This window comes from Streptococcus parasanguinis (assembly GCF_047465465.1).
In the GTDB taxonomy this organism is placed as follows: domain Bacteria; phylum Bacillota; class Bacilli; order Lactobacillales; family Streptococcaceae; genus Streptococcus; species Streptococcus parasanguinis_AI.
Genome location: NZ_JASGZU010000001.1, coordinates 596,435 through 610,151, shown reverse-complemented (window position 1 = coordinate 610,151; position 13,717 = coordinate 596,435). Strand labels below are relative to the sequence as shown.

Sequence of the window (13,717 nt, the reverse complement as noted above, 5' to 3'; positions counted from 1 at the left end):
TTCATTGAAAGGAAAGAAAGAGGACAGAGTAGAGAGCTACATGGAATCTGACTTTCCTTTTTTTGAGGAACTATGATAAAATTGGATTAGTGTAAAAGAAGGGAGGGGTTCGATGAAACGATTATTGGTCCTAGAGGATGGGACTGTATTTGAAGGAGAAGCCTTTGGTGCAGACTTATATGTGACTGGTGAATTGGTCTTTACGACAGCCATGACAGGCTATCAAGAATTGATCACGGATCAGGCTTTTAGTGGCCAGATCCTCTCCTTTACCTTTCCAGTTATTGGCGCAACAGGGATCAATCGGGACGATTCTGAATCGATTACGCCCACTTGTTTAGCAGTAGTGGTTCAGCATCTGGTGGAGATGCCGAGCAATTGGCGGCAGCAGATGACCTTGGATGAATTCTTGAAGCGAAAAAAAATCCCTGGTATTGTAGGGATTGATACGAGACAGGTAGCAAAAATTGTCCGCAAGTATGGACGGATGAAGGCGACTGTCATTAACAAGGGGGATTCGATCGAGCATATCCTGGATCAGTTGCGAGCGACAGTGCTTCCCAAAAACCAAGTGCGTCAAGTCTCGACAAAAACAGCCTATGCTGTACCAGGTTTTGGAAAGAGTATTGCCTTGATTGATTTAGGTGTCAAACACTCTGTCTTACGCCAGCTGAGTCAAAGGGACTGTAATGTTACGGTCTATCCCTATGACAACTCTTATAATGAACTGATGGAACAGCAGCCCGATGGCGTTATTTTATCCAGTGGGCCTGGCGATCCCCATCAGGTGAAAAAACTCTGTCGCTTGATCCAAAAAATCAATGGTCAAATTCCGATCTGGGGCATGGGCTTGGGAGCACAGGTACTGGCTCAAGCTTACGGGGCTGAGCTAGCTCCCATGGAAGTCGGGCATTTCGGCTTAAATATTCCTGTGCGTGAAATTGCGACAGGAAAAATCGAGATAACGAGTCAAAATCATTTGTATAGTATTGCCAGAGATAGTCTGCCTCATGATTTATTGGTCACGCATGAAAACGTAAATGACCATAGTATTGAAGGTTTTCGTCATCGTTACCAACCGATTTTAGGGGTTCAATTCCAAGTGGATGCTAGTCCAGGGCCAAGGGACAATCTCTATTTTTACGATGAATTTTTAGAGTTGATTGATGCCAAAATTCACGAAAGTAGAAGGGAGAAGGAATGATGAAAGAAAACCAGAAATTGCTTCTCCTATGTGGAGATTCTTATCAGGATATTAGCCTCTTGGCTGCGGTAAATGAAGCACAAAAACTTAATGTCAAGGATGGGAATGCTCTTGTCCTTTATCTGGGTGAAGAAAATGCTATCACACAGGAAGCTGGAGAACAGGTTGTAGTCAGTAAGCTCAAGTTGGATGCTCTTAGGACGACTCTTCTTTCTTATACTGGATCTCGCTTGCTCTTAGCCTTTGCGGATAAACAGATTTTGAATCTCTTGTTTCGTTTGGAAGAAACTGGATTTTTCAAGGACGAATCGATCATGATTATCGGACCGAGCCTCCAACGCTACCGTAGTTTTTATCAGCAGGCGGATCAACGACGCCTCTTTCAAGAGTTGGGCTATCAGGTACCCGCTTCCGCACTGGTTGGTTCGGTTCGCGAAGCCATCGAGTTTTCTGAAGGCATTCAATTTCCTATTATGATCTGGCCGGTAGCGAGTAAGCAAGGGCAGGGGCGAAAGATTGCTCATAACCTGGATGACTTGTGCGAAGCAGTGGAAACGGGACTTTCGGTCTCTCCAAGTCAGCAGTGTTTGCTAGAATTTTCGACCTATGGCTTTAAGGAATTGGATTTTGTCGTCATGCGCGATCGCGAAGACAATCACTACCTGGCGGCCTCTATTGAAAGCATTGATCCTGTCGGGATCCACTCTAGTGACTCTTATCAATTTATGCCAGCTGTCACCCTGACTGACCGGGAGTTTCAAAATCTTCGAGAAGCAGCGATCCACATCAGTCGCTATTTGAAGCTTACAGGAGCCATTTCGATCAAGTTTGCTTTGGATCCGACGAGCTATGCTTTTTATATCCTAGAAGTTAATCCATTTGCTTCCGATAGTATCTCGATGGCCTCTATGGGCTTGGGCTATTCCTTATTTGAGCAAGGAATTCAGCTACAATTAGGGCGATCTCTCGAGCATTTGCCTCACCCCTTATTAAAGGATCTAAAGGCCGTTTACGAACCAAGTTTGGACTATATCTTCTTTAAGATTCCGATTTTTTCGGATGCTGCTAAAAATGCCCGTCTCAATACCCAAATTCACTCTTATGGGGCAGTTTATGGATTTGGGAAGAGAATCGATGAAGCTTATCAACAAGCCCTAGAAACCATTAAAGATAAGAACTTGCTGACCATCCTTCCTGAGGAAATGAGCGATGATGAGTTAATCCAAAAAATAGCTCGTCATATGCCCCATCGGCTCTTCTATATCTTAGAGGCTCTGAAACGTGGTTTTGAGTTTGAGGAACTCTTGGATTTGAGTAAATTAGCACCTGTCTATTTGCAGGTCCTAGCCAACCTTGTAGCAATGGAAAAAGCAGCAGAAGTTGCAACAAGTCCAGCCTTTCTTCCGGTTGAGCCATCAGCTGGCTTATATGAGGTCAAAGCAGGAGCAGCCTATTATCTGACCCAAAATGGGACCAATGAATCATTCGGTTTGGATGCTCCCTGTGTCTTAGTGGATGATCTAGAAATTCGGGACCCGAGTTTTTACCAAAAGGTACGAAAGAAGGAGCAAGAGTTAAAAGAAAAAGGACAACAGGTAATCTTACTCACCAATCGTCCTTTTACAGAATCTTTGGCAGATAAAGTCTATTATCTGCCTATCAATGAGACAAGTCTTAACCTAATTCAGACCATTGATCAGGTCAAAGATATTATCAAGCTTTCTAACCTACAATAAAGGATCCGGACAATCTATCCGAATCCTTTTTTTACTTATTTTTTGGTTACAATACCGATAATGGTATCAACAGCGCGTTCCATGGTTTGGAGGCTAACGTATTCAAAGCGACCGTGCATATTTTCGCCACCGGCAAAGATGTTTGGTGTAGGAATTCCCATAAAGGAAATTTTAGACCCATCTGTACCACCTCGGATCGGTTCAATGATTGGAGTGATGCCAAGATCTTCCATGACTTCCTTAGCAAGGGTAATCGGCGTCATATCTTTTTCAATCACTTGCTTCATGTTGTAGTACTGATCTTTGAGGGTGAGGAGAACGCGTTCGCTACCGAGCTCAGCATTCATCTGATCCACAATAGATGTCATGAGGTCTTTGCGTTTCTCAAAGCTTTCAGTTTCAAAGTCCCGAATGATGTAACTGGCACTTGCTTCCTCAACAGTTCCTTCAATGTTCATCAAGTGGTAGAAGCCTTCATAGCCTTCGGTTAATTCAGGACGTGCTCCTTCAGGTAGTTTGTTATGGAAATCAATGGCCAATTGAAGGGCATTGATCATTTGACCTTTGGCTGTACCTGGGTGGACATTGCGTCCTTTGAAGGTGATTTCAGCTCCAGCTGCTGAGAAGGTTTCGTATTGAAGCTCACCAAGAGGACCGCCATCAACCGTATAGGCGAAGTCTACATCAAAATCTTCTGCATCAAATTGATCGGCTCCGACGCCGATTTCTTCATCTGGACCAAAGCCGACACGGATCTCCCCATGTTTGATTTCAGGATGCGCTGTCAGATATTCGATAGCCGTCATAATTTCAGCTATACCAGATTTATCATCTGCTCCCAGAAGAGTAGTACCGTCCGTCGTGATCAAGGTTTGTCCCTTGTAGTTGTTCAAATGAGCAAAATCAGCTGGATCCAGTGTGAAACCAGAATCCCCTAGAGCAATGACACCCCCATCATAATTCTCAACAATTTGTGGATTGACATTTTCCGCATTGAAGTCAGCGGTGTCCATGTGAGAGATAAATCCAATCTTGCGTGTAAAGCTTGGATCATTAGCTGGTAGTGTCCCAATGGCATAGCCGTTTGGCAAATAGTAGACGTTTTGAAGACCCACGCGTTTCATCTCAGGGATCAAGACCTTGGTTGCAAAATCAACTTGTGATTGGGTACTTGGAGTGGTTGTAGAGTTTTCGTCTGAACGTGTGTTGACCTTTACATAGGTAATAAAACGGTCCAACAGATTTGCGTATTTCATAATCATTCTCCTTTTTCAGTTTCAATTAATTTGTGAATAGCATGGGCCACACCATCCTCATCATTAGTCAAGGTGATGAAGTCAGCTATTTCCTTGACAGCAGCATTGCCATTTCCCATAGCGACGCTATAGCCAGCAAAACGAAGCATTTCAAGGTCATTATTGGCATCTCCAAGAGCCATAACCTGGTCTCTGCTGTAGCCTAATGTTTGGCTTAATGCTTGAAGAGCAGATGCCTTGCTCGCACCTTTAGGAAGGATTTCAAATAGGATATTCTGTGAACGAACAGTGTTAAAATCGGCTTCCAACGCAGCCTCGTGCTGAGCTTGGAAGGCATAAATAGCAGAAGGCTCTCCTACATACATGGCTTGAAAAATAGGAACAAGGTTGGGCAGATCCTCTTCTGAGACAGGTGTCGGTTTACTATTAACAATGCCCGCATCCATCGTAACCAGTTCACTGGCTTCAGGTGCGACTACTAGGTAGTGATCTATGTCAAATAAGGTCAGCTGGACGTCTGAATCTTTCGTCAAAACATGCAACCGGTGCATGTCCTCAAGGCTTAATTCTTCCTTGCCAATGATTTCCCAATTCTTAGTAGACAAAGTTGTACAGCCGTTATTGATAATCATATAGTAGTTGCCATCCGGAAGACCAATCTCTTCAAAGATGGGACGGACACCCGCTAAGGGACGTCCCGTACAGATCACAATGTCATAGCCAGCTTCATGGGCCTTATGAAGAGCCTCAATATTGCCTTTAGACAGCGACTTATCTTCATGCAAGAGAGTTCCGTCCAAGTCAATCGCGATTAATTGAATCATTTAATCTCCTCCAGATCGAGAGGAACAAAGCCATCAATCACTTTTCCAATCACCCCAGGTTCCTCATCTAGTGGAATGATCTGATCACTATATTTCTTATTGAGGGAAACAAGTCGTACCCCGTTGGCCTCACGAAAGACACGTTTGATCAAAGTTTGCCCATCAAAATCAATGGCATAAATAGCCCCTGCCTGATCGTAGTAGGTTTGCTTGATTAACACAACGGCTCCCTTTTCATATTTGGGCTCTAGGGAATCCGTATGAATCCAAAAAGCCAAGTCGTAAGGGATCTTTTGATCAAACCAGACGATATCAGCCTGTTTCTGATTTTGATAAGATGCAAAAGAATCATAGACAAAATAAGAGTGGTATTGCTTTTCAATCTTCTGTTTTTCTTTCTGATGGGTCAAGAGACTTTTACCATAAGAAAGAAGATTTTCTTGATTTCCCTCATCGAGCTGTTTGTACAATCTCTCAATCTCTGAATCAATGACCACAAAATCATTTCGTAATCGAGGGTCAATTTCAGCAACTGCTACCTGAAAAAAGGCAGCAATCTTCTCCAAATTTTCAGGAACGGGAAGAGAAGTTCCTTTTACATAACCAGTTAAAGTGCTAGCAGGAATTCCAGTAATACGAGATAATTCGATCTGCTTTTTCCCTTGTTCTTTCAGTAATTCTCGGATCTTTTCCGATATAATCCGTAATGCCTCTTTGTCTTGAGGACTTGCTTTTCCACGACCTCTGGCCAACGTACTCACCTCCTTGTATTTACCTTTTCTATTATAATGAATTAAATCGAAAAAGTAAATAGAAATCCCTGATAAATGTGAAAAAAGATTGATTTGATATAAATCGGATTTTCCATTGAAATTTCATTTAATTTTCCTTTACTTTTTGAGGGAAAAGGTCTAAGATAAAATCAAAGAATTAATGGAGGTTGTGGTATGATTCGTAGCGTTCAAGTCAAAGATGCAGGTCAAATTCGAGATTTGTGTCACCAAGCATTGGGGTATGATTCGACCCTTGAGAAAGTGGCAGCTCAGATCGAAAAATTCAATCTGCCAGACTCGGGTCACTTTTGTTTTGTACACGAAGAGGACCAAACAGGCAAAATTCTTGGTTATGTCGAAGCAGAGGTTTATGAAAGTCTTTATAGTGATGCTGGTCTAAATATTTTAGGTCTAGCGGTTTTCCCTTCTGCGCAAGGACATGGGATCGGTCGCCAATTGATGGAGCGAGTTGAAGAACTTGCCAAAAGCAGACATTCTGCTTTTATCCGTTTAAATTCTGGATCTCATCGAAAAGAAGCCCATATCTTTTACGAACACATAGGCTATGAGGGAAATAAAACGCAGAAGCGATTTTTGAAAATAATGAATTAAGATAGGCAAAGGCCTATCTTTTTTGTTATAATGAAGAGTACGATTAAATTTACTAGGAAGATGATTATGCCAAATTTTGAAGAATTAAAAAAACGACAAGAGAAGATTCGGAACTTCTCGATCATCGCCCATATTGACCATGGAAAGTCAACCTTGGCCGATCGAATTTTAGAAAAAACCGAAACCGTGTCTAGTCGGGAGATGCAAGCCCAACTCCTAGATAGCATGGACCTGGAACGGGAACGTGGGATTACCATCAAGCTCAATGCCATCGAGTTGAACTACACGGCTAAAGACGGGGAGACCTATATCTTCCACTTGATTGACACACCGGGGCACGTGGACTTTACTTATGAGGTTTCGCGTTCACTTGCTGCCTGTGAGGGAGCCATTCTCGTAGTGGATGCCGCTCAAGGGATTGAAGCCCAGACACTAGCCAATGTTTACCTTGCTTTGGACAACGATTTGGAGATTCTGCCAGTTATTAACAAAATTGACCTACCAGCTGCAGATCCAGAACGTGTGCGCACAGAAGTAGAAGATGTGATTGGCTTGGATGCTAGCGAGGCAGTGCTAGCTTCTGCCAAGGCTGGTATTGGGATTGAAGAGATTTTGGAGCAGATCGTTGAGAAAGTTCCTGCTCCGACAGGTGATGTTGAAGCGCCACTTCAAGCCTTGATCTTTGATTCCGTCTATGACGCCTATCGTGGGGTGATCCTTCAGGTACGGGTTGTCAATGGAATGGTCAAACCAGGCGATAAGATCCAGCTCATGAGTAATGGAAAAACCTTTGATGTGACTGAGGTTGGGATCTTTACTCCTAAAGCAGTTGGACGTGATTTCCTTGCTACAGGAGATGTTGGTTATATTGCGGCCTCTATCAAGACCGTTGCAGATACCCGTGTCGGGGACACTGTGACCTTAGCGACCAATCCAGCAAGTGAGCCACTACATGGGTACAAGCAGATGAACCCAATGGTCTTTGCTGGTCTTTACCCAATCGAATCCAATAAATATAATGATCTTCGTGAAGCCTTGGAAAAATTGCAATTGAATGACGCTAGTCTTCAATTTGAACCGGAAACTTCTCAAGCCCTTGGTTTTGGTTTCCGTTGTGGTTTCTTGGGACTCCTTCATATGGACGTTATCCAAGAGCGCTTAGAGCGTGAGTTTAATATTGACTTGATCATGACAGCACCGTCTGTTATCTACAAGGTTAATTTGACAGATGGCGAAGCACTAGATGTGTCTAACCCATCTGAGTTCCCAGATCCAACCAAGATCGCTTCGATTGAAGAACCTTATGTAAAGGCGCAGATCATGGTGCCACAAGAGTTTGTCGGAGCTGTCATGGAATTGGCCCAACGCAAACGTGGGGATTTTGTGACCATGGACTACATCGACGAAAATCGGGTCAATGTCATCTATCAAATCCCACTGGCGGAAATTGTCTTTGATTTCTTTGATAAATTGAAATCCTCTACTCGTGGCTATGCAAGCTTTGACTATGAGTTGTCTGAATACCGTCCATCTAAATTGGTTAAAATGGATATCCTTCTTAATGGCGATACCGTCGATGCTCTCAGCTTTATCGTTCACAAGGACTTTGCCTATGAACGTGGTAAGTTGATCGTTGAGAAGCTTAAGAAGATTATCCCTCGTCAACAGTTTGAGGTGCCCATCCAAGCAGCCATCGGTCATAAGATCGTGGCCCGTACAGATATCAAGGCCCTTCGGAAGAACGTCTTGGCCAAGTGTTATGGTGGGGATGTCTCACGGAAACGAAAGCTTCTTGAAAAACAAAAAGCCGGTAAGAAACGGATGAAAGCCATCGGTTCGGTAGAAGTGCCACAGGAAGCCTTCTTATCCGTATTGTCAATGGATGAAGAATAACAATTAGAGAGTGGGACAGAAATAGGTAATTCGTTAGAATTCGATTTCGTCGTCCCACCTCCGCACAGTTGAGTAGGGCTGTAAAAGCTGATGAAATCAGCGTAGTAGAGCCCACTCAACCACTGCGTCTTGCTCGACAATCCAAAAACAATTAAAAGGCTAGGACTTTTGTCCCAGCCTTTTGTTTTAGGTTTAAAAGAAATGAACTGAATTTGAAAGGTTCGATCAGATGTGACACGTATCCTATTTTAAAATACCTGTATTTATGGTAGACTAGGGGAAGGAAAACGTTCTCAAGGAGGTTGAGCATGAAACACAAATTATTGACCGCATCACTGACGATTCTTTCTACCTGCACACTAATGGCTTGTAGTCACATCACTCAAAAGGACACAGCAACTTCTTCTACAAAAGAAAGTAGCAGCAAAGTCGAAAAGCAAACAAGCAGCTCTTCGTCAAAGGATACTGCTTCTACAAAGAAAACCACTTCCAGTCAAGAAACCAAGCGGATTGGAAATTCAGATTATGGATACATCGATATTCCAAGTAAATGGTTCAAGTTCACGGATATCGATGGGACAGAAGCTGTCCAGTATACGGATGGGAGCGGCTATAATATTGTCACCTTGAATAGCTTTACGCGGGAAAAGGCCAAAGTTCCTGCGGATATCGAGTTTAATGCAGAATTTTTAGCCAAGAAACTGGCCGTAATGTGGCAAGATAACCAGGATGTTGATAAGATGACGGGAGCGCGGACTAAAGTCGCAGGTCTGGACGCTTACCAGCTTCAAATTATCATGAAATCTGGTCAATACCTGATTACCTGGGTCTTCCAGAAGGGTGAAAAAGTTTATACCATTTCTTTTGAAGGGGATGCAGAAACCTTGAAAACCTTTATCCCATACATTGAAGACACATGGAGCCTAGATGGAACAGGCGCTGTAACGGATTAATCAAGTGAGATAGATCTCAGGATCTATCTTTTTTTAGAGTCTTTGTGGTATAATCTTTCTATTGTTTAGAAGAGGAAATAGAGGATGACACAGGAAATTGATATTGAAAAATACCATCAGTTAGCTCTCCAAAAGCAAAAGGAGCACCGCAAGGTATTGGCGAATCTCAAGAAGAAACCACCTAAGAATTTAGATAAAATAGCGCAAGAAATCCACGATGAAGTTTTCCAAGAAATCGACTGTACGGCTTGTGCCAATTGCTGCAAAACCTTAGGGCCCGATTTTAAGGAAGCCGATATCACACGGATCGCCAAATATTTCAAGATGAAGCTTCCTGCCTTTGAGGCAGAATTTCTTCAAGTTGACGAAGATGGGGACAAGGTTTTTAAATCCATGCCTTGCCCCTTTCTTGGTGGGGACAATCTCTGTTCCATTTATGATGTACGCCCAAAAGCTTGTCGGGAATTCCCTCACACAGATCGCAAGAAGATTTATCAGATCAACCATCTGACCATCAAGAATACCCTCACTTGCCCAGCGGCTTATTTATTTGTAGAAAAATTGAAGGATCGTTTGTAATGGCATATACATTTTTACTTTTTGATTTGGACCATACCTTGCTGGACTTTGAATCTGCTGAAGAAACAGCCTTGACGCAGATGTTAGAAGACATGAATTTTCCAGATGTACAGGCCTTTAAGGATTACTACAAACCCATGAACCAAGGTCTCTGGAAGGATTTGGAACAAAAGAAGTTGACCAAGCAAGAGCTCGTGGATAGTCGATTTGCGATTGGGTTTGCCCACTTTGGGATCACGGTTGATGGGGCTGAGATGGCTCTTCGCTACCAAGATTACATCAGTCTTCAAGGGCAGTCTTTCCCCGGTGCGGAGGACTTACTGGCCCGACTTGAAAAAGCGGGTTACCAGCTCTATGGTGCAACGAATGGAGTGACCGCCATTCAAGAAGGACGCTTGGCTCATTCTACAATCGCACCTTATTTCAAAGAGGTCTTTATCTCTGAGCAGCTTCATACTCAGAAACCAGAACCTGCATTTTTTGACAAAGTTGGCCAACTGATTCCAGGTTTTAGCAAGGAAGAGACACTCATGATCGGAGATTCCTTGACGGCGGATATCGCAGGAGGAAATGCTTCGGGGATTGATACCGTCTGGTATAATCCTGATCGTAAGGAAAATACCAGCCTGGTAGTACCGACTTATACCGTTAGCACCTATCAAGAAATCGCCGATTTCCTGCTTAAATAAAAAATTTTTAAGAGTGTCAAGTTTTTTTCTTGACAGGTTGATGAAATGTGTTATAATAGATCATGTGCTAAATAGCTTGTCTATTTCACCGAAAATTAAAATATAGAAAAGAGACATATAAAAATGGCAGTTAAAATTCGTTTGACTCGTATGGGTTCTAAGAAAAAACCTTACTACCGTATCAACGTTGCAGATTCACGTTCACCACGTGATGGACGTTTCATCGAAACAGTTGGAACATACAATCCACTTGTTGAAGAAAACCAAGTTACTTTGAAAGAAGACCGCGTTCTTGCATGGTTGGCTGATGGAGCTCAACCTTCAGATACAGTTCGCAACATCCTTTCAAAAGAAGGTGTCTTGAAGAAATTCCACGATTCTAAATTCTCAAAATAATCATAAAGTAGGTTGATGTATGGATACGATTGAAAATCTCATTATTGCAATTGTGAAACCCTTGATTTCACAACCGGATGCTTTAACCATCAAGATCGAAGATACTCCTGAATTTTTGGAGTACCATCTTGACCTTGATCCTAGCGATGTTGGTCGTGTAATCGGTCGAAAAGGTCGCACCATTTCTGCGATAAGAACGATTGTCTACTCTGTCCCAACTGAAGATAAAAAAGTAAGAATCGTTATTGACGAAAAATAAGAAAAGCGGGACAGGGTCTCGCTTTTTTTGCAAGGAGAAGGAATGAGAGATTTAACAGTTAGACAACTAGAGGAATACTTACTTGATCATTACCAACAATCTAGAACAGAAGAAGGACTTTTTATCAAACTAGTGGAAGAAGTTGGAGAAGTCGCTGAGGTTTTAAATGGACGTTCAGGTAGAAAAGAGGGTGTCCAAGATTCAAACGAGGAATTGGCAAAGGAGTTGGCAGATATCATTCACTACACAGTAGCAATTGCAGCTATTAACCACATCGACCTAACGAAGACCATTTTTGAAAAAGACAAGAAGGCAGCCATCAAGTATCAGCATGAACAAGATTTGGAAGGTTTTTTAGCAAAAAAGAGCATTTGAGAAAATCCCTTGAACGTGATAAAATAAAACCTAAGAATGTTAAGTGAATTGTTGTTTAGAAAGAGTTATTTTGATATGAACCGATTTGAAGTAACTACAAAGATTGGTTGTCTCTCTATTACTTATAAAAAGAGAAATAAAGTACTAGTTTGTTTAAATGGTACTGGTTTGATACCAAGTTATGAAAATTTCCTACCAATACTTGAGAAACTTCCTTCCTCAATAGGTTACTTAACGATTGATTTTCCGAATACAGGTAGGAGTCCGATTCATAGTCAAACAGGACTTAATTTGGATAATCTTGTTGAAGCGGTATTTGAAATCCTGAAGGGATTGGAAATTTCCAATTATATACTTTGTGTTCATAGTTTAAGTGGTGTTTTGGCTTTAAAGTTAATGAGTAAACCAATTAAGTGTCAAGCTTTGATAGCAATTGAACCAACAACAAAAAATATAATGTTTGCTGATTTTTCAAAAAATCCTTATCCAGAAATGGAAGAGCAAATGAGAATGATTGAAGAATGTGGTCCGGAAAAATTATTTTAAGGGACTAACTCAAGCAACATTTGAACCTGAAACTGATAGACTGATTTGGGAATTGATGGAAGAAAAGGGCTTAGAATTGGAAAAGCAAGTTCCTGGATTTCAGATATCTGTAACTATTACCGCTGAAGATTTTGATAGTTTGTCCTTAGCAGATAATATTCCTGTTTTCGTATTTTGTCAGGCGTACAGAGAAAAAGAGTACAGAGATTCAGAATATTGGAATTCTAATACAAAACTCATTCTAGGTGGAAACCACCACTATCTACAGTGGTCAGAATCGGAAAAAATTGCAGCTCTTATTAGAGAACTGTAGAGATAAATTAATTAAAAGAGGGATGTAAAGAATAAAATGAATTATTTTAACGTTGGGAAAATTGTCAATACCCAAGGCTTGCAAGGTGAGATGCGGGTCTTGTCCGTGACAGACTTTGCGGAAGAGCGTTTTAAAAAAGGAGCTGAGTTGGCTCTCTTTGATGAGAAGGATCGTTTTGTCCAAACGGTGACCATTGCTAGCCATCGCAAGCACAAGAATTTCGACATCATCAAGTTTAAGGATATGTACCATATCAATGCCATCGAGAAATTCAAAGGCTTTATCCTCAAGGTTGCGGAAGAAGACTTGACGGATTTGGAGGATGGCGAGTTTTATTACCATGAGATCATCGGCCTTGATGTTTACGAAAATGACCAACTGATCGGTCAGATCAAGGAGATTCTTCAACCAGGTGCCAATGATGTCTGGGTGGTGAAACGCAAAGGCAAACGAGACCTTCTCTTGCCTTATATCCCACCAGTGGTCCTCAATATTGATATCCCAGCGAACCGGGTGGATGTAGACATCTTAGAAGGGTTAGACGATGAAGATTGATATTTTAACCCTCTTTCCAGAGATGTTTTCGCCTTTGGAGCACTCGATTGTCGGAAAGGCGCGTGAAAAAGGACTTCTCGAGATCAACTACCATAATTTCCGTGAAAACGCGGAGAAGGCGCGGCATGTGGACGATGAACCCTATGGTGGGGGGCAAGGTATGCTCTTACGTGCTCAGCCGATTTTCGATGCCTTTGATGCCATTGAGAAAAAGAATCCGCGCGTGATCTTACTGGATCCTGCTGGTAGGACCTTTGATCAAAGTTATGCAGAAGAATTAGCTCAAGAAGATGAATTGATCTTTATCTGCGGTCACTATGAGGGCTACGATGAGCGGATCAAGACCCTGGTGACAGATGAGATTTCTCTTGGCGATTATGTCCTGACGGGTGGTGAACTAGCGGCTATGACCATGATTGATGCGACAGTTCGCTTGATTCCAGAAGTGATCGGAAAAGAGTCCAGTCACCAGGATGACAGTTTCTCTTCTGGCCTTCTAGAATACCCTCAATACACACGGCCTTATGAATACAGAGGAATGACAGTTCCTGATGTTCTCATGAGTGGTCATCATGAAAATATTCGTCAATGGCGCCTCTATCAGAGTTTGAAAAAGACCTTGGAGCGTCGTCCAGACCTGCTAGAAAACTATGAATTGACAGCAGAAGAAGTGAAGATGTTGGAACAAATTAAACAAGAAGACTAACAGCGTCAGCTGTTTCAGATTGAAGACAAAGTCATATTAAAAACTTTC

15 protein-coding genes and 1 pseudogene are annotated in these 13,717 nt (G+C 42.2%); 13 read left to right on the top strand and 3 right to left on the bottom strand.

The features are described 5' to 3' along the window. Nucleotides 1–112 precede the first annotated feature (112 nt). A complete protein-coding gene (locus QM351_RS03090) occupies nt 113–1,204 on the top strand; it encodes a carbamoyl phosphate synthase small subunit (protein WP_414326489.1) in 1,092 nt (363 codons plus the stop codon). Then, nucleotides 1,201–2,940 (top strand): carbamoyl-phosphate synthase large subunit, encoded by a 1,740-nt coding sequence (locus QM351_RS03085; RefSeq protein WP_414326487.1) that lies wholly within the window; start codon nt 1,201–1,203, stop codon nt 2,938–2,940. The genes QM351_RS03090 and QM351_RS03085 overlap by 4 nt, the downstream gene beginning before the upstream one ends. A gap of 35 nt (nt 2,941–2,975) precedes the next feature. Here the strand turns inward: QM351_RS03085 and pepT are convergent, their stop codons facing one another. Genes pepT through QM351_RS03070 form a run of 3 tightly spaced genes read right to left on the bottom strand, consistent with a single transcriptional unit; the run spans nt 2,976 to nt 5,772 of the window. Next, nucleotides 2,976–4,196, bottom strand: a complete 1,221-nt coding sequence (gene pepT / locus QM351_RS03080; RefSeq protein ID WP_195423297.1) for a peptidase T — start codon at nt 4,194–4,196, stop codon at nt 2,976–2,978. 2 nt (nt 4,197–4,198) lie between these two features. After that, on the bottom strand, nt 4,199–5,020 hold the full coding sequence (locus QM351_RS03075) for a Cof-type HAD-IIB family hydrolase (RefSeq protein WP_195423295.1): 822 nt from the start codon (nt 5,018–5,020) through the stop codon (nt 4,199–4,201). Then, nucleotides 5,017–5,772 carry a helix-turn-helix transcriptional regulator gene (locus QM351_RS03070; protein ID WP_195423293.1) on the bottom strand — a complete coding sequence of 252 codons (756 nt, stop codon included), beginning with the start codon at nt 5,770–5,772 and terminating at the stop codon, nt 5,017–5,019. The genes QM351_RS03075 and QM351_RS03070 overlap by 4 nt, the downstream gene beginning before the upstream one ends. A 195-nt stretch (nt 5,773–5,967) precedes the next feature. Between QM351_RS03070 and QM351_RS03065 the strand changes: the two genes are divergently transcribed. The 11 genes and pseudogenes from QM351_RS03065 (at nt 5,968) to trmD (ending at nt 13,669) form a co-directional block, all read left to right on the top strand. Beyond that, on the top strand, nt 5,968–6,405 hold the full coding sequence (locus QM351_RS03065) for a GNAT family N-acetyltransferase (RefSeq protein ID WP_195423291.1): 438 nt from the start codon (nt 5,968–5,970) through the stop codon (nt 6,403–6,405). A gap of 66 nt (nt 6,406–6,471) precedes the next feature. Beyond that, entirely contained in the window at nt 6,472–8,298 is a 1,827-nt protein-coding gene (gene lepA / locus QM351_RS03060) for a translation elongation factor 4 (protein ID WP_009731117.1), read from the top strand. 308 nt (nt 8,299–8,606) lie between these two features. Continuing rightward, on the top strand, nt 8,607–9,251 hold the full coding sequence (locus QM351_RS03055) for a hypothetical protein (protein ID WP_414326484.1): 645 nt from the start codon (nt 8,607–8,609) through the stop codon (nt 9,249–9,251). Between the two features lie 84 nt (nt 9,252–9,335). Beyond that, on the top strand, nt 9,336–9,830 hold the full coding sequence (locus QM351_RS03050; protein ID WP_003001664.1) for a YkgJ family cysteine cluster protein: 495 nt from the start codon (nt 9,336–9,338) through the stop codon (nt 9,828–9,830). Next, nucleotides 9,830–10,519 (top strand): YjjG family noncanonical pyrimidine nucleotidase, encoded by a 690-nt coding sequence (locus tag QM351_RS03045; RefSeq protein WP_125826943.1) that lies wholly within the window; start codon nt 9,830–9,832, stop codon nt 10,517–10,519. Before QM351_RS03050 ends, QM351_RS03045 begins: the two co-directional genes overlap by 1 nt. A 123-nt stretch (nt 10,520–10,642) precedes the next feature. After that, entirely contained in the window at nt 10,643–10,915 is a 273-nt protein-coding gene (gene rpsP / locus QM351_RS03040; RefSeq protein WP_006596292.1) for a 30S ribosomal protein S16, read from the top strand. Nucleotides 10,916–10,934: 19 nt separating this feature from the next. After that, entirely contained in the window at nt 10,935–11,174 is a 240-nt protein-coding gene (gene kphA / locus QM351_RS03035) for an RNA-binding protein KphA (RefSeq protein ID WP_003001620.1), read from the top strand. Nucleotides 11,175–11,216: 42 nt separating this feature from the next. Next, the gene (locus QM351_RS03030) at nt 11,217–11,549 is read left to right on the top strand and encodes a MazG nucleotide pyrophosphohydrolase domain-containing protein (RefSeq protein ID WP_013903651.1); all 333 of its coding nucleotides are present in this window, start codon (nt 11,217–11,219) and stop codon (nt 11,547–11,549) included. Between the two features lie 75 nt (nt 11,550–11,624). Then, nucleotides 11,625–12,408, top strand: a pseudogene (locus QM351_RS03025) (alpha/beta fold hydrolase). A 36-nt stretch (nt 12,409–12,444) separates the two neighbouring features. Beyond that, the gene (gene rimM, locus QM351_RS03020) at nt 12,445–12,963 is read left to right on the top strand and encodes a ribosome maturation factor RimM (protein ID WP_195423283.1); all 519 of its coding nucleotides are present in this window, start codon (nt 12,445–12,447) and stop codon (nt 12,961–12,963) included. Further along, nucleotides 12,953–13,669, top strand: a complete 717-nt coding sequence (gene trmD / locus QM351_RS03015) for a tRNA (guanosine(37)-N1)-methyltransferase TrmD (RefSeq protein ID WP_049493041.1) — start codon at nt 12,953–12,955, stop codon at nt 13,667–13,669. The genes rimM and trmD overlap by 11 nt, the downstream gene beginning before the upstream one ends. Nucleotides 13,670–13,717: the final 48 nt, after the last annotated feature.